Source organism: Nocardioides jiangsuensis (assembly GCF_019679455.1).
Classification (GTDB): Bacteria; Actinomycetota; Actinomycetes; order Propionibacteriales; family Nocardioidaceae; genus Nocardioides_C; species Nocardioides_C jiangsuensis.
On the sequence record NZ_JAIEZQ010000001.1, the window covers coordinates 626,402 to 645,004 of the forward strand.

18 protein-coding genes and 1 riboswitch are annotated in these 18,603 nt (G+C 71.6%); of the genes, 11 read left to right on the plus strand and 7 right to left on the minus strand.

All coding sequences use genetic code 11. The annotated features are described in order from the left end of the window. Nucleotides 1–200: 200 nt before the first annotated feature. From cpaB to K1X13_RS03015, 9 genes are all read left to right on the plus strand, one after another. Nucleotides 201–959, plus strand: coding sequence for a Flp pilus assembly protein CpaB (cpaB, locus tag K1X13_RS02975; protein WP_221023539.1), 759 nt, complete (start codon nucleotides 201–203; stop codon nucleotides 957–959). Between the two features lie 5 nt (nucleotides 960–964). Beyond that, the gene (locus K1X13_RS02980) at nucleotides 965–2,161 is read left to right on the plus strand and encodes a CpaE/TadZ family protein (RefSeq protein WP_221023540.1); all 1,197 of its coding nucleotides are present in this window, start codon (nucleotides 965–967) and stop codon (nucleotides 2,159–2,161) included. Between the two features lie 6 nt (nucleotides 2,162–2,167). Continuing rightward, a complete protein-coding gene (locus K1X13_RS02985) occupies nucleotides 2,168–3,559 on the plus strand; it encodes a TadA family conjugal transfer-associated ATPase (protein ID WP_221023541.1) in 1,392 nt (463 codons plus the stop codon). A 1-nt stretch (nucleotide 3,560) separates the two neighbouring features. Further along, nucleotides 3,561–5,534 carry a type II secretion system F family protein gene (locus K1X13_RS02990; RefSeq protein ID WP_221023542.1) on the plus strand — a complete coding sequence of 658 codons (1,974 nt, stop codon included), beginning with the start codon at nucleotides 3,561–3,563 and terminating at the stop codon, nucleotides 5,532–5,534. 2 nt (nucleotides 5,535–5,536) lie between these two features. Beyond that, a complete protein-coding gene (locus K1X13_RS02995) occupies nucleotides 5,537–6,481 on the plus strand; it encodes a type II secretion system F family protein (protein ID WP_221023543.1) in 945 nt (314 codons plus the stop codon). Between the two features lies 1 nt (nucleotide 6,482). After that, nucleotides 6,483–8,078, plus strand: coding sequence for a sensor histidine kinase (locus K1X13_RS03000; protein WP_221023544.1), 1,596 nt, complete (start codon nucleotides 6,483–6,485; stop codon nucleotides 8,076–8,078). Further along, nucleotides 8,075–8,728: a response regulator transcription factor gene (locus K1X13_RS03005; RefSeq protein WP_221023545.1), complete on the plus strand. Its 654-nt coding sequence runs from the start codon at nucleotides 8,075–8,077 to the stop codon at nucleotides 8,726–8,728. Before K1X13_RS03000 ends, K1X13_RS03005 begins: the two co-directional genes overlap by 4 nt. Nucleotides 8,729–8,892: 164 nt before the next feature. Then, on the plus strand, nucleotides 8,893–9,087 hold the full coding sequence (locus K1X13_RS03010; protein ID WP_221023546.1) for a Flp family type IVb pilin: 195 nt from the start codon (nucleotides 8,893–8,895) through the stop codon (nucleotides 9,085–9,087). An 87-nt stretch (nucleotides 9,088–9,174) separates the two neighbouring features. After that, nucleotides 9,175–9,348 carry a Flp family type IVb pilin gene (locus tag K1X13_RS03015; RefSeq protein ID WP_221023547.1) on the plus strand — a complete coding sequence of 58 codons (174 nt, stop codon included), beginning with the start codon at nucleotides 9,175–9,177 and terminating at the stop codon, nucleotides 9,346–9,348. Here K1X13_RS03015 and K1X13_RS03020 read toward each other — a convergent pair. The 7 genes from K1X13_RS03020 to K1X13_RS03050 all read right to left on the minus strand — a co-directional run bounded on the left by K1X13_RS03020 (nucleotide 9,345) and on the right by K1X13_RS03050 (nucleotide 16,365). Continuing rightward, complete coding sequence (locus K1X13_RS03020; protein ID WP_221023548.1) at nucleotides 9,345–10,481, minus strand: glycosyltransferase family 4 protein; 1,137 nt, start codon at nucleotides 10,479–10,481, stop codon at nucleotides 9,345–9,347. The two genes, K1X13_RS03015 and K1X13_RS03020, sit on opposite strands and share 4 nt — an antisense overlap. Then, a complete protein-coding gene (locus K1X13_RS03025; RefSeq protein ID WP_308249359.1) occupies nucleotides 10,478–11,752 on the minus strand; it encodes a M48 family metallopeptidase in 1,275 nt (424 codons plus the stop codon). The genes K1X13_RS03020 and K1X13_RS03025 overlap by 4 nt, the downstream gene beginning before the upstream one ends. A 19-nt stretch (nucleotides 11,753–11,771) precedes the next feature. Beyond that, nucleotides 11,772–13,010: a gluzincin family metallopeptidase gene (locus K1X13_RS03030; protein WP_221023549.1), complete on the minus strand. Its 1,239-nt coding sequence runs from the start codon at nucleotides 13,008–13,010 to the stop codon at nucleotides 11,772–11,774. 34 nt (nucleotides 13,011–13,044) lie between these two features. Then, on the minus strand, nucleotides 13,045–14,061 hold the full coding sequence (locus K1X13_RS03035) for a C40 family peptidase (protein ID WP_308249360.1): 1,017 nt from the start codon (nucleotides 14,059–14,061) through the stop codon (nucleotides 13,045–13,047). A gap of 11 nt (nucleotides 14,062–14,072) precedes the next feature. Next, nucleotides 14,073–14,224, minus strand: a riboswitch (cyclic di-AMP (ydaO/yuaA leader). Between the two features lie 199 nt (nucleotides 14,225–14,423). Further along, on the minus strand, nucleotides 14,424–14,630 hold the full coding sequence (locus K1X13_RS03040) for a hypothetical protein (protein WP_221023550.1): 207 nt from the start codon (nucleotides 14,628–14,630) through the stop codon (nucleotides 14,424–14,426). Between the two features lie 134 nt (nucleotides 14,631–14,764). Continuing rightward, nucleotides 14,765–16,063: an NYN domain-containing protein gene (locus K1X13_RS03045; protein ID WP_308249361.1), complete on the minus strand. Its 1,299-nt coding sequence runs from the start codon at nucleotides 16,061–16,063 to the stop codon at nucleotides 14,765–14,767. Between the two features lie 53 nt (nucleotides 16,064–16,116). Beyond that, nucleotides 16,117–16,365, minus strand: coding sequence for a hypothetical protein (locus K1X13_RS03050; RefSeq protein ID WP_221023551.1), 249 nt, complete (start codon nucleotides 16,363–16,365; stop codon nucleotides 16,117–16,119). Nucleotides 16,366–16,474: 109 nt separating this feature from the next. Between K1X13_RS03050 and K1X13_RS03055 the strand changes: the two genes are divergently transcribed. Beyond that, entirely contained in the window at nucleotides 16,475–18,271 is a 1,797-nt protein-coding gene (locus K1X13_RS03055) for a DEDD exonuclease domain-containing protein (RefSeq protein WP_225914500.1), read from the plus strand. Nucleotides 18,272–18,281: 10 nt separating this feature from the next. Beyond that, nucleotides 18,282–18,560 carry an Lrp/AsnC family transcriptional regulator gene (locus K1X13_RS03060; RefSeq protein ID WP_221023552.1) on the plus strand — a complete coding sequence of 93 codons (279 nt, stop codon included), beginning with the start codon at nucleotides 18,282–18,284 and terminating at the stop codon, nucleotides 18,558–18,560. Nucleotides 18,561–18,603 lie beyond the last annotated feature (43 nt).

Sequence of the window (18,603 nt, forward strand, 5' to 3'; positions counted from 1 at the left end):
TAGTCACCCTGAACGCCCCCGGAGAGGGCAACCCCGTCTGTTCGGGCCAAATCAGGCATTCCTGAGACGTACTGCCTGAATTTGTAGAACGCTTAACTTCGGTCTCCGGGGGGATGGAGGCCGACGGGACGGGGCAAGGCGCAACACAAGACGGCGTCTGTCTGCGATCCGTTCAGGTACTAGCAGACATGGGATGACACATGGGACGCAGAACAGTTCTCTTGATCGTGTCGGTGCTGGTCGCCGCACTTGGTACCTCGCTGGTCTTCATGTACGTCAAGACAGCGGACGCCCGCGCCGCGGATCAGTACGACACCAGGCAGGTGCTCAAGGCGGTCGAGATCATCCAGCCCGGCGAGACCCTGGCCCAGGCGCAGCAGGCCGGCAAGATCGCCATGGGCACCGTCCCGGTCGGCTCCCTGCTCGACGGTGCGCTCTCCGGCACCACCGGCCTCGCCGACAAGGTCGCGCTGACGACGGTCTACCCCCAGGAGCAGATCGTCGCCGCGAAGTTCGGCTCCCCGGGTGACCAGAAGGTGCTCACCATCCCCGACGGCAAGATGGCGATCTCGGTCCAGCTGACCGACCCCGCCCGCGTCGCCGGCTTCGTGTCGCCCGGTGCGGAGGTGGCGGTCTTCGTCAGCGCCGAGCCTGAGGCGACGGACCTCCAGACCGGCGCCACGACGAAGCTTCCGAAGTTCACCCGGATGCTGCTCCCCCGGGTGCAGGTGATCGGTGTGGGCGACACGACGGTCATCTCCACCACCACGACCAACGAGGAGGGGGCGCAGACGACCGAGCAGATCCCGCGCACCCTGCTCACGCTGGCGGTGGACCAGGACGAGGCGGAGCGCGTGCTCTACGCCGCGAAGAACGGTGAGCTGGCCTTCGGCCTGCTGACGGACAAGTCGTCGGTGAAGTCCGGCAACGGCGTCACGGCCGCGAACATGTTCCGGTGATCTGAATGCCGATCATCGTCGAGAGCCAGTCCGCCAACGCGGAGCTGTTCACCACCGTGACGGGGTCCGCGTCGAGCGTCGTCGCGAACCTCGAGGAGCTCAAGGCCACGCTGGCCGAGGCACCGGAGGAGTACGCCATCGTCCTGGGCCCGGCCGTCGACCTCGAGGCCGCCGCCTCGCTGGCCGACACGCTGCGGGTCACGCGCCCCGCCACCAGCGTCATCCTGATCCGCCGCCGCGTCGACACCAGCGTGCTGGCCGAGGCACTGCGGTCGGGGATGCGCGAGGTGGTCGAGGAGCGCGACCTCACCGGCCTCGGGGAGGCGGTCCGGCGTGCCGGCCAGGTGTGGGAGGCCCTGAACGGTCCGATCGCGCCGGTGGACGACGCCGGCCGCGGCAAGCTGATCACGGTCTTCTCGCCGAAGGGGGGCGTGGGCAAGACGACCCTGGCGGTCAACCTCGCGATCGCCCTCGCCGACAAGGGTGCCCGCAAGGTGTGCCTGGTCGACCTCGACCTCGGCTTCGGCGACGTCGCGATCACCCTGCAGCTCTTCCCGGCGCGCACCATCGCGGACGCCGTCCACATGGAGTCCGGGCTGGACATCACCGTGCTGGAGACCCTGCTGACCCCGCACCGGGACGGCCTGTCCGCCCTGGTCGCGCCGGTCCAGCCGGACGCGAAGGACTCCATCCCCGCTCCGCTGATCGGGAAGATCCTGCGCCTGCTCAAGGCCAACTACGAGTACGTCGTGGTCGACACGTCGCCCGCCTTCGACGAGCACGTGCTCCAGGCGTTCGACGAGACCGACGAGATGCTGCTGGTGACCACGCTCGACGTGCCCACGCTGAAGAACGTCAAGATCGCCGTGGAGACGCTGGACCTGCTCAACTTCCCCGTCGCCCGCCGCAGCCTGATCCTCAACCGGGCCGACGACAAGGTGGGGCTGACCAGCGACAAGGTCGAGAGCACGCTGGGGCTGAAGATCTCGCGGTCGATCCCGACCTCGCCGCAGGTGGCCAACGCCACCAACTCCGGGGAGCCGATCGCCGCGTCGCTCCCCCGTCACCCGGTCAGCCAGGCGATCACCGCCCTGGCCAAGGACCTGCTCGGCTCCGCGGACGCGGCCACCCGCTCCACCGATCCGAAGGCCACGCACGCCAGCCCACCGAAGCGCGGGCTCCTCCGCCGGAACAGTAGGTAGGAAACCATGAGCAGCTTGACCGACCGCCTCGCGGCTGCCTCCCGCGACCGCACGACCACCACCGTCGCGTCCACCGACGCGATCCCGGTGAACGGCAAGACCAAGGCACCGAAGAACGCGGCCGAGGACGACTTCCGCGAGCTCAAGGCCACGGTGCACAACCGGCTGCTCCAGCAGCTCGGGCCCCAGCTGTACGACGCCGAGCTCACGCAGAGCGAGCTCGAGCAGATGGTCCGCGCCACCCTCCAGGAGGTGATGGCCGACGACCAGACCCTGCTCACGCCGCAGGAGCGCACCCGGATCGCGCAGGAGATCGCCGACGACATCCTCGGCTACGGCCCGATCGAGCCCTTCCTGCGCGACCCGGACCTCACCGAGGTCATGGTCAACGGGGCGGACGACATCTGGATCGAGCGCGGCGGCCGGCTGAACAAGGTCGAGGGCCGGTTCACCGACGAGGCGCACCTGCGCCGCACCATCGACAAGATCGTGTCCCGCATCGGCCGGCGCGTCGACGAGTCGAGCCCGATGGTCGACGCCCGCCTTCCCGACGGCAGCCGGGTCAACGCGGTGATCCCGCCGCTCGCGGTCGACGGGTCGCTGCTGACGATCCGTAAGTTCTCCGCCGACCCCTACACCGCGCAGGACCTGATCGCGTTCGGCTCGTTCACCGAGCGGACCGCGCAGTTCCTCGAGGCCTGCGTCAAGGGCAAGCTCAACATCATCGTCTCCGGCAGCACCGGCGCCGGAAAGACGACGACGCTCAACGTGCTCTCGTCGTTCATCCCGAGCGACGAGCGGATCATCACCATCGAGGACGCCGCCGAGCTCCAGCTCCACCAGGACCACGTGCTCCGGCTCGAGTCGCGGCCGGCCAACATCGAGGGCAAGGGCGCGGTCGACATCCGCGACCTGGTGAAGAACTCGCTGCGTATGCGCCCCGACCGCATCGTGGTCGGCGAGGTTCGCGACTCCGCGGCCCTCGACATGCTCCAGGCGATGAACACCGGTCACGACGGGTCCATCTGCACTATCCACTCCAACGGCCCCCGCGACACGCTGGCCCGCATCGAGACGATGGTGCTGATGGCCGGCATGGACCTCCCGATGCGCGCCATCCGGGAGCAGGTGGCCTCGGCGGTCGACGTCATCGTCCACCAGAGCCGCCTCAAGGACGGCTCGCGGCGGATCACCCACGTCACCGAGGTCGAGCGGATGGAGGGTGACGTGATCACGCTCCAGGACATCTTCGTCTACGACCACTCCTACGGCTTCGACGAGAACGGCCGCAGCCTCGGCCGCCTCCGGTCCACGGGCCTACGCCCGAAGTTCCTGGAGAAGCTCGCGCACGAGAATGTCCACGTCGACCCGATGCTCTTCGCGATGGACGGGATGTGACATGGCGCTGTTCAGGGGGGCGCGCCGTGGGCGCACAGTAGGCCTGGCCGGCGCCGTGGTGGCGCTCCTGCTCGGCACCGCCGGGCCCGCGACCGCGGCCGAGGGCGACATCGACCACGTCGAGTCCGACGCCGGGACGCTCCGGGTCCTCTACTCCGTCCCGGGTATCGGCGAGGGCACGGAGCCGGACCTGGGCTCCGTGACCGCCACGCTCGACGGCGAGGAGACGGTGGCGTCCGCGGAGCTGGCCGCCGACAGTGGTGAGGGGATCACCCGCACGACCGTCCTCGCGATCGACGTCAGCCAGAGCATGGAGATCGACAACCGCTTCGCCGAGGCCAAGCAGGCGGCCGAGATCTTCCTCGAGACCGCGCCGCTCGACGTGCTGGTCGGGATCGTCACCTTCGCCGACGAGGTCGAGGTCGTGCAGGAGCCGAGCCTCAACCGTGAGGCGGCCGTCGCCGCCCTCGACGACCTCGCGCTCAGCCGGCAGACCAGCCTGTACGACGGTGTGCAGCAGGCCGTGCGCACCGCCGGCTCGCAGGGCCAGCGCAACGTGCTCGTCCTCTCCGACGGCGTCGACACCTCCGACACGGAGATCGAGGACGTCACCGCGACGATCAAGGGCGCCGACATCAAGGTCGACGTGATCTCGCTCGGCCAGACCGGCGCCGAGGCGGCTCCGCTGGAGACGATCGCGGCCGCGGGCCGGGGCACGGTGCTGAGCACCCAGGACCCGGAGGCCCTGTCGGAGGCGTTCGCCAGCGAGGCCCAGGCGCTCGCGAAGCAGGTGCTGGTCACCGTCGAGGTGCCCGAAGGCGTCTCCAACGAGGAGGCCACCCTGGCCGTGACGATCGACGCCGCCGGTGAGACCTTCACCGACTCGGCGTTCGTCTCGGTCGTGTCCGCCGGACCGGCCAAGGCTCCGGCCGGCACCGGACCGGTCGCCACACCTGCGCCCCGGTTCGCCGTCTCGACCGAGATGATGCTCGCCGGCCTCGCGGCCGCGACGCTCGGCGGCCTGCTGGTGCTGCTGAGCGCCCTCGGTGTCTTCGCGCCGCGCAAGCAGGAGTCCTTGGAAGACCGGGTCGCCGCCTACAGCCGCACCGGCAACACCAGCGCCGCGACCCGGGGGATGTCCGCCCGCCCCGCGCAGAGCGTCGCGGCCCCGAACATGACCAGCCAGGCGGTCGGTATCGCCGAGCGCGCCCTGGCCGGCAACAAGGGCTTCGAGGCCAGGCTCGGCAACAAGCTCGAGGGCGCGGGCATGTCGGTCAAGCCGGCCGAGTGGCTGCTCGGGCACGCCGGGTTCGCGCTCGGCGCTGCCCTGGTCGGCTTCCTCCTCTCCTCGGGCAGCGTGCTGTTCACCCTGATGCTGCTCGCGGGCGGTGTCGTGGTGCCCTGGATCTACCTCGCCATGAAGAAGAGCCGGCGTCTGAAGGCCTTCGACTCCCAGCTTCCCGACACGCTTCAGCTGATGTCGGGCAGCCTCTCCGCCGGCCTGTCGCTGGCCCAGTCGGCCGACACCGTCGTGCGGGAGGGGTCCGAGCCGATGGCGGCGGAGTTCCGCCGGGCGCTCGTGGAGGCACGGCTCGGCGTCCAGGTCGAGGAGGCGCTGGAGTCGGTGGCCGAGCGGATGCAGAGCGAGGACTTCAAGTGGGTGGTCATGGCGATCCGGATCCAGCGGGAGGTCGGCGGCAACCTCGCCGAGCTGCTGAACCAGGTGGCCGAGACGATGCGTGAGCGGGAGTACCTCCGCCGGCAGGTGAAGTCGCTCTCCGCCGAGGGCCGGCTGTCCGCGTGGATCCTCGGCGGCCTGCCGCCGGTGTTCCTGGCCTACCTCGCGCTGCTGCGGCCCGACTACCTGGACCCGATGATCGGGTCCCCGCTCGGCTGGCTGATGTTCGGTGTCTGCGGCGTGATGATGGTCGTCGGCGCCTTCTGGATGAGCAAGATGGTCAAGGTGGAGGTGTAGTCATGGGAGCAACCCTGGTACTGACGGTCGGGATGGTCGGCATCTTCACCGCCCTGTTCGTCAGCCTCGCGGCGATCGGCGTCTTCACCAACGAGACCCGGGGCGTGAGCAAGTCGCTGGCCGTGGTCGAGGCCTTCACCACCGCGCCGAAGTCGATGCAGGACGAGCTCCAGCCGTCGTTCAACGACCGGGTGCTGGTCCCGCTGCTCAACCGGTTCGTGGGCCTGGGCAAGAAGCTCACCCCGGCCGACCACGGCGAGCGGATCAGGCACAAGCTCGACGTGGCCGGCAACCCGCCCGGGTGGACCGTCGACCGGGTGACCTCGCTGAAGTTCGTCGGCTTCGCCGGCGCGCTCGGCCTGTCGCTGGTGGCCTGCCTCCTGCTGGGCGTCGGGTCGGGCCCGACCATCGCGGTCTGCGTCCTGGCGGCACTCATCGGCTACCTCGCGCCGAACATGTACCTCTACCAGATCGGCTACGACCGCACCGCCAAGCTCCGCAGGGCGCTGCCCGACGCGCTCGACCTGCTGACCATCTCGGTGGAGGCCGGTCTCGGTTTCGACGCCGCCCTCTCCCAGGTGGCCCGCAACACCCAGGGTCCGCTCGCCGACGAGTTCGCCCGCGTGCTCCAGGAGATGCAGATCGGGCTCGGCCGGTCCAAGGCGCTGCGCGCCCTCGGCGAGCGCACGTCGCTGCCGGAGATCCGCGGCTTCGTCTCCTCGATGGTGCAGGCCGACGCCTTCGGCATCCCGATCGGCCAGGTGCTGCGGGTGCAAGCCTCCGAGATCCGGGTCAAGCGCCGCCAGCGCGCCGAGGAACAGGCGCAGAAGGTGCCGGTCAAGATCCTGCTGCCGCTGGTCTTCTGCATCCTCCCCTGCCTGTTCCTGATCGTCCTCGGCCCTGCCGTGATCAGCATCATCGGTGTCTTCTCCTCGGGAGCCATGTAGCTTGAACCAGCTCGACCGCGTCACCCTTGCCAGTCGGGTCTTCTGCATCGCCGCGGTCCTCGGCCTGACACTGCTGTCCCGGGACGGCGAGGTGCTCTTCAGCCTCGTCGTGGTGGCGACGGTCGCGATGACCGCGGTGTACGTGTCGCTGGTGACCGAGCTGCGGGGCATCTGGGTGGTCGCGTTCGAGGCGCTGGTCACCGGCCTGGTGATCGGGTCGGCCCCGCCCGGCGGTGTGGTCCTGCTGCCATACCTGGTGGTGCTGTCCCTGATCGCGGGCATCACCCGGGGCCTCGTCGGGCTCGCCACGGTGATGACGGCCGAGCTCGCCACCGTCCTCGCCCTGCCGATGCTGTTCGCCGAGGTCGAGGGGCTCCAGGCCCGCTCGGAGGTCTTCGCGCCCTGGTTGCTCACCAGCCTCGGCGCGGGTCTGCTCGGCGCGTGGCTGCGAGAGATCGGCAAGGCGCCCCTGCCCGTGTCCGACCCGTCGTACGAGTCCGCGCGACGGCTGCTCACCCAGCTGCGCACCGTGGCCCGCCGGCTCTCCGCCGGCCTCGACCCGGTCAGCCTGGCCTCGCAGATGCTGGCCACCGTGCACGAGACGACCGGTACGAGTGGCTCCGCCGTCTTCGTCCGGGTGGACGGCGGCCTCCTCACCCCGTTGAGCTACCGCGGGGAGGGCGCGAACGAACGCCTGCACCCGGAGCTCGCCGTGGTCGGCCGGTGCTGGACCGAGATGGTGCCCTGCGACGCCGCGGTCGCGGGACCCGAGTCGGCGCCGCGCCGGCTCGCCGCCTTCCCGCTCCGCGTGGGGTCGCGGATGATCGGGGTGCTCCTGGCGGACGTGCCGGAGCTTCTCGACCGGGCGTCCACGGCCGACCTGATGCGGGAGCTCGACGCGCAGAGCATCCGGCTCGACACCGCGCTCGCCTTCGAGGAGGTGCGCTCCCTCGCCACGGTGGAGGAGCGCCGGCGCCTGGCCCGCGAGATCCACGACGGGATCGCCCAGGAGGTCGCCTCCCTCGGCTACCTCGTCGACGACCTCACCGCCACCGCCGAGTCCGAGGACCAACGGGCCCGGCTGTCGGCGCTGCGCGGGGAGCTCACCCGCGTGGTCAGCGAGCTCCGGCTCTCCATCTTCGACCTGCGCAGCGACGTCGTGGCGTCGACCGGCCTGGGCGCCGCCCTCTCCGACTACCTCCACTCGGTCGGAGCCCGCTCCGACCTGACCGTCCACCTCACGCTCGACGAGGCACCCACCCGGCTCCGCGCCGAGACCGAGACCGAGCTGCTGCGCATCGCGCAGGAGGCGGTCACCAACGCCCGCAAGCACACGGACGCCCGCAACATCTGGGTGAACTGCCGGGTGCAGCCGCCCTTCGCCAGCCTCGAGATCCGCGACGACGGCGGCGGGCTCGGCACGGCCCGTCCGGACTCCTACGGCCTGCGCATCATGCGCGAGCGTGCTGAACGGGTCGACGCCCGGCTCGCGATCAGCGAGCACCACGATCTCCCGGGACCGGGGGGAACCGTCGTGACGGTCACCCTCGGCACCGAGCACGCCCTACCCGAGCCCCGCGTGAAAGCAGACCGATGACGAACAAGTCCGAGACCAAGACCGTCGTGCTCGTGGACGACCACGACCTGATCCGCCAGGGCCTGGCCCGCGCCTTCGAGCGGGCCGAGGACTTCGTCGTCGTCGGGCACGCCGGCTCCGTCGCCGACGGCCGTAAGGCGGTGACCGCGCTCCGGCCGGACGTCGTGGTCACCGACGTCCGGCTCCCCGACGGCACCGGCCTCGACCTGGTCCGGGGCCTGCGGGAGCGGGACGACGCCGTCGGCATCGTGGTGCTGACGATGTACGCCGGCGACGAGCAGCTCTTCGCGGCCCTCGAGGCCGGGGCCTCCGCCTTCGTGGCCAAGGACGCCCCCGCCGACGACGTGGTCGCCGCCGCCCGGCACGCATCTGTCTCCCCGCGCTCGTTCACCGCCGCCAACCTCGCGGACGCCATGCGCCGCAGGATGTCGCCCACCGGCCCGCAGCTCTCCCCCCGGGAGACCGACGTGCTGCGCCTCCTCGCGGAGGGGCAGGGCGTCTCGGCGATCGCGCGGACGCTGTTCGTCAGCGAGTCGACCGCCAAGACCCACATCTCCAAGATCTACGAGAAGCTCGGGGCGGCGAACCGCGCCCAGGCGATCATGAACGCGATCCGGGCCGGCCTGCTCACCGGAGCCGAGCGGATCTGAGCCGGGACCACCCCCCACGACTAGTCATTGGGGACTACCCGGCGAAGACCGAACAGTCAGACAAACGCGGCTTCTCCATCGTTCTGCGGACACAGGTTACGAGGCCTGGTTTTCTACTCATGGGGCCACTGACCGGCCTCATCAGACATCAAGGGGAGATTCACATGCGTCAGCTCATCGTTCTTCAGCAGTACCTCCGGGCCCGCCACGACGAGCGCGGCGCGTCCGCCGTCGAGTACGGCCTGCTCGTCGCCCTGATCGCGGCGATCATCGTCGCCTCGGTGCTGTTCCTGGGCAACGCCCTCGACGGCATCTTCAACGAGACCGGCTCGTGCGTGGACAACACCGCGACCTGCTGACACCGTGCACGGGAGGTGGCCGCAGCGCTGGGCGCTGCGGCCACTTCTCATTCCAGGGGCTGCCGAAGCCACACAAGGGAGAAAGTGATGAACCACCACCGACGCACCGACGAGTCCGGCGCCTCAGCAGTCGAGTACGCACTGATCATGACCCTGATCGCCATGGCCGTGGTCCTGTCCGTCGCGTTCTTCGGCACCACCACCGCCGGGCTGTTCGACAAGCCCTGCAACGCCGTGGTCGACGCCGGCTCGACCTGCTAGACCTGCTCGACCTCGAGGAGGACCGCGAGCCGCTCGGCGACGCGGTCCCACTCCCAGAGCTCGGCGACGCGCCGCCGGCCGGCCGCCCCCAGCTCCTCACGATCGGCCCTGGACAGCAGCCCGACCAGGACGCCGGCCAGAGCGCCCGGGTCCCGCGGGTCGACCAGCGCCCCCGTCTCTCCGGGCACCACCGTCTCCGGCGCTCCGCCCGAGCGGCCCACCACCACCGGCACCCCGCAGGCAGCGGCCTCGAGGAACACGATGCCGAACGCCTCCACCTCCAGCCCGAAGACCCGGGTCCGGCACGGCATGGCGAACACGTCCGCCGCGTCGAAGTAGGCCGGGAGGTCCTCCCACGGCACACCACCCGTGACGATCACCGAGTCCGCGACGCCGAGTCGCTCCGCCAGCTCCTCGACGTGCGCCCGGCGGGGCCCCTCGCCGACCAGCACGAGCCGCGCGTCGGGGACCTCGGCCAGCACCGCCGGCCACGCCCGGACCAGCGTGTCCTGGCCCTTCCGCGGCACCATCCGCCCCGTGCACACCACCACCGGGGTGTCGGGCAGGAGCCCGAGCCGCTTGCGCATCTCCGCTCCCCCGCAGCCCGGGCGGAACCTCGCGGTGTCGACGCCCGGCGCCAGCTGCCGCATCCGGGCAGTCCCCTGCGATGACAGGGCGGGGGCGATCCGCTCCCGGCACCAGTCGCTGACGTAGGTCAACACGTCCACCGAGTCCCCGATCCGGTGCAGGAGCTGCCGGGTCACCGGCACCTTCGCCCACCACACCTCGTGCCCGTGCGTGAGCGCGACGATCCGCCGGGCGCCGGCGCGCCGCAGCCGCGGGGCGAGCAGCCCCAGCGGCGCACTGGCGCCGAACAGCACCCGGTCGCAGCCGTGCCGCCGCATCACCTCGACCACCCGCCGCGCCACGGCCGGCGTGGGCAGCAGCATCGAGGCGGGGTCCCGGTAGACCGGGAACGGGAGTGTCGCGTCGTGCTCCAGGTCGCCCGGCATCGAGGCGGTGTACACCACGACCCGGTCCGGGTCCATCCGCTCGCACAGCGACATCACGAACGTCTCGATCCCCCCCGTTCGCGTCGGGAAGTCGTTGGTGACGACGAGGACCTTGCTCATCTCGCTCCTTCCAGCGACGCGGGGAGGCCCGCTCGCTGCAGCACGGTGGGGTGGCTGCCGAACCACAGCTGGCTCCAGGCCGGCGGGGTCGGGTCACTCAGGGCGCGGAGCGACAGCTCGCGCTGCATGTCGACGAACGTCGTGCTCTCCCCCGTCACCGCCAGCGCCTCCCGGTCCGCGCGGACCTCGATGGCCCGGCTGGTCGCGTTCTGGACGGGGGCGGCCAGCAGGCCAGCGAGGGCGACCAGCGCGAGGACCACCGCGACCGACCCGGGGTCCCCGGGGCCCGAGATGCCGGCGCGGCGGCGGAGCGGGGCGGTGTCGAGCAGCAGCGCCAGCACGGTGACCCCGAGGACGGCGCCCGCGGCACCGAGCGCGGTGCCCACCAGCACGTCGTCGTGCTTGGCGTGCGCCAGCTCGTGCGCGACCACCACCCGCGCCTCGGCCGGGCTCAGCTCGGCGAGCAGGGTGTCGTAGACGACGACGCGGCGGGTCCCGCCGAAGCCGGAGACGTAGGCGTTCAGCGTCGTCGTACGGCGGGAGGCGTCGGCGACCAGCACGTCGTCGACCTCGACGCCCTCGTCGGCGGCCATGCTCAGGACCGAGGACCTGAAGGGGCCGTCGCTCATCGGCGTGAAGGTGTTGAACAGCGGTTCGACGACCAGCGGGTACAGGAACGAGCCGGCCACCACGAGCAGCGCGGCGAGCCCCCCGGCCCAGGCGAACCAGAAGCGCGGGGCACGGCGGGCGGCTCCGACCACGACCAGCAGCAGCAGCGCGGTCAGCACCCAGGAGACCAGCAGTGACTTGCCGTAGTCCGCCCACCAGCCGGCCCAGCCCTGCTCGGTCAGCCCGTAGCCGAGGTTGCGGCGGTAGACCGCCACCGCGAACGGCAGCGTGACCAGCCTGCCGACCAGCAGCAGCGCGAGCGTCCCCACCGGCACGGCGAGCCACCAGCGGCGCCCGCCGACCCGGCGGACCAGGCGCGCACCGGCCGGGGTGAGCCCCAGCACCAGCGCGACGAGCAGGGAGACGCCGTACGACGCCCAGCCGAGGTAGCGGCGGCCCGCGGAGTACTCCTCCGCGCGGGCGAGCTGATCGCTGGTGAACACCTCGTGCGGGGACGCCGGGACGAGCCGGCCGCCGGGCACCCAGTCCCACGGGACCAGCCACACCGCGAGCAGCACCAGGACGACCGAGGCGACCGCCACGGTGGCCCACGCGGCCCCGCGTGCCAGGGGCACTCCGGCGGAGGCGGGCGCGGTGGTCACGGCGCCAAGCCTGCCATGCTCACCCGGCGAGCTCGGTGAGGTAGTCCTGCCACGCGCGGGTGAAGCTGCGCTCGGAGGTGCCGAGCACGTCGCGGAACGCCTCCTCGACGGGGGTCCCGTCGTCGACGGTCTCGTAGAACCTGATCAGCCTGGCCTCGCCGTAGGTCTCCCCGATCAGCCGGCACGCCAGCCAGGCCGCCTCGTAGGAGGATCCGAGCAGCCTGTTCGAGGTGGCGAACTCCTTGCTCCCCGGCAGCGCCTCGGGGGCCCCGTCCCGGCGTACGTCGGCGAGGATCTGGCTCGCGGTCAGCGACACCGGCAGGTCGACACCGGCCAGCGCCACGTAGTCCGCGAACCCCTCGAGCAGCCACAGCGGCATCGACGACACCGCCGCGTCCGTGGCCACGTGGGTGGCCTCGTGGCTCATCACGATCTGCGACCCGTCGGCGCCGAGCCGGCCGAACACGTCGGGGTTCACGATGATGTGGCTCGGCGCGGACGGGCTCAGGGAGCCGTCGACGGTCGACGTCACCGCCGCGATCGCGCTGTAGGTGCCGGGGTCGGCGTCGAGCACCTGGTGCATCTCCTCCTGGGTCGCCGGCACCTCGACGACCAGGCTGCCGCGCCAGGACGGGATCACGCGTGCCACGTCCGCGACGGCCCGGTCGACCAGGGCGGCGTACCGGTCCGCGTTGGCCGGGTCGGCGACCATCAGCACCCAGCGGGCGCTCCGCCGGACGGTGAGGTCGTCGATCAGCCAGAGCGGCGCGGGGTTGCCGTAGTCGCCGGACGCCGACCCGAACGCAGCCCCGTCGGGGGTCTCCACGAAGGTCATCGAGACCTCGGTCTCGGTCGGCGTCTCCCCCGCGCCGCCGAGCCGCCAGCCGAGCTGGACGTCGGCGACCCAGGCGCGGGCGCCGAAGGCACGGCGGTCCTCGGCGGACAGCTCCCCCGCCTGCTCATCGACGTAGCGCAGGGACAGGTCCTCGACGCGCAGGTCCTGGACGTTGTCGTAGACCGCACCCAGCGAGGCGCGTGCGGACCGACCGGGCGCCGCCAGCCGGAGGACCTCCTGCCGCGAGCCTTCGCTCAGCGCGGAGGCGAGCTCGCTCAACAGCTCCCCCGCCGCGTCCTCCCGCGTCGCGACCCCGTCGCTGGACGGGGTGGGCGTCGGGTCGGGACGGACCACGGTCTCGTCGTTCCCGACGACCAGGAACACCGCGGCGGCGACGAGTGCCGACAGCACAAGACCGGCCACCCACAGCAGTGGGCGGCCGGTCTTCGAGGCTGGGTCAGCCGGGTCGGACAGCACCGGAGTACGGCATCGACATCACGTCGACGACCTCGACACCGGAGCTGGGGTTCGCCGCGTGGACGATCTGCCCGTTTCCGATGTACATGCCGACGTGGCTCACCGGGCTGTAGTAGAAGACCAGGTCGCCGGGGGCGAGCTCGGAGGAGGAGACCGGGGTGCCCGAGCTCATCTGGCCACTGGACGAGTGCGGGAGGCTCACGCCTGCCTGCGCCCACGCCATCATCGTGAGGCCGGAGCAGTCGAAGGCGTCCGGGCCCGCCGCGCCGTACACGTAGGCGTCACCGACCTGGGCGAGCCCGTAGGACACGGCGGCACCGGCGCGACCGGAGGCGGCGACGTCGGGCGCGGGAGCCGGGGCGCGGTCCACGCTGCGGCTGGCGGCCTGGGCACGGGCGGCGGCGGCTGCCTCCGCCTCGGCCTCGGCCTCGAGGTCGCTGAGCAGCTCCTCGGCGGCGCCGGCCTTCTCGTCGATCTCGGCCTTCTCGGCGGCGAGCTTCTCCTTGGTCTCGGCGACCTCGGCGAGCTCCCGCTTCGCGGCGGCCTCGCGCAGCTCGAGTTGCTTCACCTGGGTGGCGAAGTCGGCCATCATCTCGCCCTGCTGGTCGTTGTAGGCCGACACGGTGGCGAGCTGGTCGAGGAACGCGTCGGGGTCCTCGGAGAGGAACACCTGGCTGGTGGTGGAGAGTGCCTGGCCCTGGTACTGCGAGACCACCGCGGCGGCGACCTGCTCGCGGACGCTCTCGACCTTGGCCTGCTGCCGCTCGAGGTCGGCTCGCAGCGAGCTCAGCCGGGTCTGGGTGGCCTTCAGCTCCTCGCGCGCCTCGTTGTAGCGCTCGGAAGCCATCTCGGCCTCGTGGTAGAGCTTGTCGACCCGCGCCTCGACCGAGTCGATGTCCGGCTCGGCGTAGCTGGGGCTGACCAGCACGGAACCACCGAGAGTGGTGATGCCCAGTGCTGCGATGACACGTGTGATGCGCTTCCGGCCGTCGGTCACGAGCGGACGGTCTCCTCTTTGTCTGACGCCTACCAGGTGAGCTGACGGGTTCGGGCGGCAAAGAAGCCCTACACACGGCGCGCGACCATGGTGCGGTCACACTCCAGCGCGATTCACCCCAGGAACTTGGTTCCCCGGCTCCGGGACTCGGCTTCCCCGTCCGCGACCCAGACTCGACGCGACGCCTGAGTCGACCCGGTCTGGTCGGCTTGTACAGGCGTCTGAAGTGCCCAGGTTAGTTAAGAAGGTCGTTGAGCCGCAAACCTTCTCCGGAGTGTTGTGCGGCGTGTTGCCCGACTTTCTCCTGAGCAGCAGCCAAATGAGCCCCACCTGTAACACAAGTCACAAAGACCCCACGGGCCTCAGGCGCTGGCGACGTCCGGCCCGGACACCGGGGTGACCATGCGCAGCGGGGGCACCAGGCCCGACCCGGCGAGCACCGAGAGCGCACGCTGCTCGTCGTCGTCGAAGCTGAGCTCGGGTGGCGCCCCGAGCAGCACCGTCACCACGCAGTCACCGCACGCCAGGCCGCGCACCACGCAGGTGTCGCAGTCGATCTCGACGCTCATGTCGTCCTCCAGGGAAGTGTCGTGAACCTTGTGAGGACGGTCGCAGCGACCACCGACAGTTCCGCGAGGCGAACCCGGGCGGCGTGTCGCCCGGCGTGTCGCGGGCTCTGTCGCGGGCAATGCCGGCGCGTGCGTCAGGAGCGGGCGAGCAGCCGGCTGAGGACCACCGAGCCGACCACGCGGGCGCCGGCCCGCTTCACGTCGCGCACCACCGCCTGGTCGCTCGACACCACGACCACCGGGCGTCCCTGCGGCTCGGCCGCCACCAGCTGCCGGATCACGTCGTCGGCGATCACGCCGACCGGGCTGAACAGGACCCGCACACCCCGCGGCCGGTTCACCAGCGGCCGCTCCACCTTGTCGGCCGCGTCGAAGACCACGGTCACCTCGGCCCGGGTCCGGGCCGCGAGCGGCGCGACACCGGCCAGCAGCCGGTCGCGCTGGATCTCCAACGACGAGTCGGGCCAGGCGTTCTTCGTGACGTTGTAGCCGTCCACGATCAGGTGCACCCGCGGGAGGTTCAGCAGCTGGTCGAGCAGCGCGGGGTCGTCGGAGGCCAGCGAGCCGTGGCTGGTCGGCGTGCGTCCGCCCTGCTGCGCGACGTCGGCCTCGACCGCGTCGGCCGGCGCGCCCTCGACGGCCGGCAGCGCGAGCTCGCGGCGCAGGCCCTGCGCGGTGTCCAGCAGGGTGTCCAGCAGCAGCCGCGCGCGGAGCGTCCCCTCGCCCTTCTCCGTCCGGTCCGCCCGGCGGGCGGCGGCGACCTCGCGCTCGAGCTCCTCGATCCGGGACCGCAGCCGGCGGACCTCGGCCTCGGCGACCGACGCGGCGGCAGCCGCCGCCGTGGTCGCCTCGGTGACCCGGGTCTCCACCGTCGCGGCGGACTGCTCCGCGGCCTTGAGGCGGACCCGGGTGTCGCCGAGCTTGTGCCGCAGCTCGGAGTTCTCGGACTTCAGCTCGGCGACCTGGGCCCGGTTGCGCTCGCGGGTCTCGCGCAGCTCCCCCAGCGTGTCGTCGAGCTGGCGGCGCAGCCGCTCCACCTGCTCCGAGACCTGCCGGCTGGTGGCCTGGGTGCGCTCGGCGTCGGCGACACCGGCCGCCCGCGCGACCACCTCCTCCCAGCCGTCGGGGCGCAGCAGGTACGCGACGGCGGCGAGCTCGACCGGGTCGGCCGCGGCGGGCGCCGTACCGGCCTCCAGCGCCGCGGCCAGCTCCGCCACGTCGGCCCGGACCTGGTGACCCAGCCGCTCACGGAAGATCTCATCCGTCTCGAGGACGCTGGCGATCTGCGACCCGGCGAGCTTGGCGCGCCGGCCGGGCGCGAAGGAGGCCACCCGCTTCAGGGAGGCGGGGAGCTGGTCGGCGGGCATCTTCCCGAGCGACCCGGCGGCGAGCGAGATCACCCGGGTCCGCACGACGTCCGGCAGCGGGCCCACGAGCCCTCCACCTGATGTCTCGGCGGGCCCGGCCGCCGGATCGCTCGAGAGGGTCACGAAGAGGTGGTGTCCGCTTCTGTGCGGTCCACGAGCTCGATCGCGTCGGAGCGGCCGCACCAGCGGCAGGTCACCGACTCGACGTCCTCGCTCTGGGTCTTGCTCTCCTCGACCTGGTGCTCACCGGCGAGGTCGAAGTGCCAGAACTCCGTCGTACGGCGGGTGCGGGTCACGTCGAAGCGGGTGAGGTTGCCGCATCCACCGCACCGCCAGCGGGTGTTGGCATCGGGCAGGGAAGCAGCCACAGGTCTCTCCTCGGATGGTTCGGTGTGACACGTCGGACGCGTCCTGGGCCTCAATCCTATGGCGCGTGTCTGCCCGTTTTGGTCGGTGCCCACGTCTAGCGTCGCGTCCATGAGCAACACCATGACTCCATCCGCCGGTCCCGGGGCCGGAGGGAAGTGGGAGTCGCAGCGCAGCTTCGACGAGCTCGGCCGGTCCCTGCGGGACGTCACGTTCTGCGTGGTCGACCTCGAGACCACCGGCGGCTCCGCCCAGGGCGGCTCGATGATCACCGAGATCGGCGCGGTCAAGGTCCGCGGCGGCGAGGTCCTCGGCGAGTTCCAGACCCTGGTCAACCCGCACCAGGCGATCCCGGCGTTCATCGCGGTGCTGACCGGCATCACCGACTCGATGGTGGCCACGGCTCCCCCGATCGAGCGGGTGCTCCCCCAGTTCCTGGAGTTCGCGCAGGGCTGCGTGCTGGTGGCGCACAACGCGCCGTTCGACGTCGGCTTCCTCAAGCACTTCGCCGCCGAGCAGGGCCGGCCGTGGCCGAAGTTCGAGGTGCTCGACACCGCGAAGCTTGCCCGCCGGGTGATCACCCGCGACGACGCGCCCAACTGCAAGCTCGGCTCGCTGGCCCAGCTGTTCGGCGCCTCCACGACCCCCAACCACCGGGCGCTCTCCGACGCCCGCGCGACCGTCGACGTGCTGCACGGGCTGACGGCCCGGCTCGGCGGGCTGGGCGTGCACACGCTCGAGGAGCTGCAGACCTTCTCCTCGCGGGTCAGCCAGGCGCAGCGCAAGAAGCGGCACCTCGCCGAGCAGCTCCCGCACGCGCCCGGCGTCTACCTGTTCCGCGACGACCGGCAGCGGGTGCTCTACGTCGGCACCTCCAAGGACCTCCGCACCCGGGTGCGGTCCTACTTCACCGCGTCCGAGACCCGCTCCCGGATGGGCGAGATGGTCGGGCTCGCGGCGTCGGTCACCGGTATCGAATGCGCGACCCCGCTGGAGGCGGAGGTCCGCGAGCTGCGCCTGATCGGCGAGCACAAGCCGCGCTACAACCGGCGCTCCCGGTTCCCCGAGCGGGTGCACTGGGTCAAGCTCACCGTCGAGCCGTGGCCGCGGCTGTCCCTGGTCCGGCAGGTGCTCGACGACGGCGCCGAGTACGTCGGCCCGTTCAGCTCCAAGAAGGTCGCGGAGCGGTCGGTCGCCGCGCTGCACGAGGCGTTCCCGGTCCGGCAGTGCAGCGGGCGGATGGCCAAGGTGCCGTCGATGACGCCCTGCGCTCTCGGCGAGATGGGCAGGTGCCTCTCCCCCTGTGACGGCAGCGTCACCCCCGAGGCGTACGACGGGGTGGTGCACGAGCTGCGCACCGCCCTCGTGCAGGCCCCCGACGCGGTGATCGGCTCGCTCTCCCACCGGATGACCGCGCTCGCCGCCGAGGAGCGCTTCGAGGACGCCGGCTCGTTCCGCGACCGGCTCGCCGCCTTCCTGCGCGGCGCCGCCCGCACCCAGCGCCTGCGCGCGCTGACCCGGTGCCCGGAGATCGTCGCCGCCCGCCGCGACGACGACGGCAGGTGGGCGGTGCACGTCGTGCGCCACGGCCGGCTGGCCGCCGCCGGGGTCATCCCGGCCGGCGCCCACGCGGGACAGTGGGTGCAGGAGCTCCAGGCCAGCGCCGAGAGCGTCTCCCCCGGCCCGGGCCCCACACCGTCGGCGACCGCCGAGGAGTCGGAGAAGATCCTGCGCTGGCTGGAGTCACCCGGCGTCCGGCTGGTGCACGTCGAGGGCGAGTGGACCTGCCCCGTCGGCGGGGCGACGAAGCACCTGCGGGTGCACGACGCGGTCAACGAGTCCAGGGCCAACCTCGTGCCCTTCGACGACCGGCGGTCGATCCGCCCGGTGCACCAGCCGGTCCGATAACGTTGCGGCCATGATCACCGCCATCGTCTTCGTCAAGGCCGACGTCGCCCGCATCCCCGAGGTCGCCGAGCAGATCGCGGCCCTCGAAGGCGTCAGCGAGGTCTACAGCGTGACCGGCCAGATCGACCTGATCGCCCTGGTCCGGGTCCGCCAGCACGAGGACGTCGCGGCGGTCGTGGCCGACAAGCTCAACAAGGTGCCCGGAATCCAGGCCACCGAGACGCACATCGCGTTCCGCGCCTACTCCCAGCACGACCTCGAGTCTGCCTTCTCCCTCGGCCTCGACTGACCGGGTTCACCCCGCTTCTCCCCTTTTCAGCCGCATCGCATAG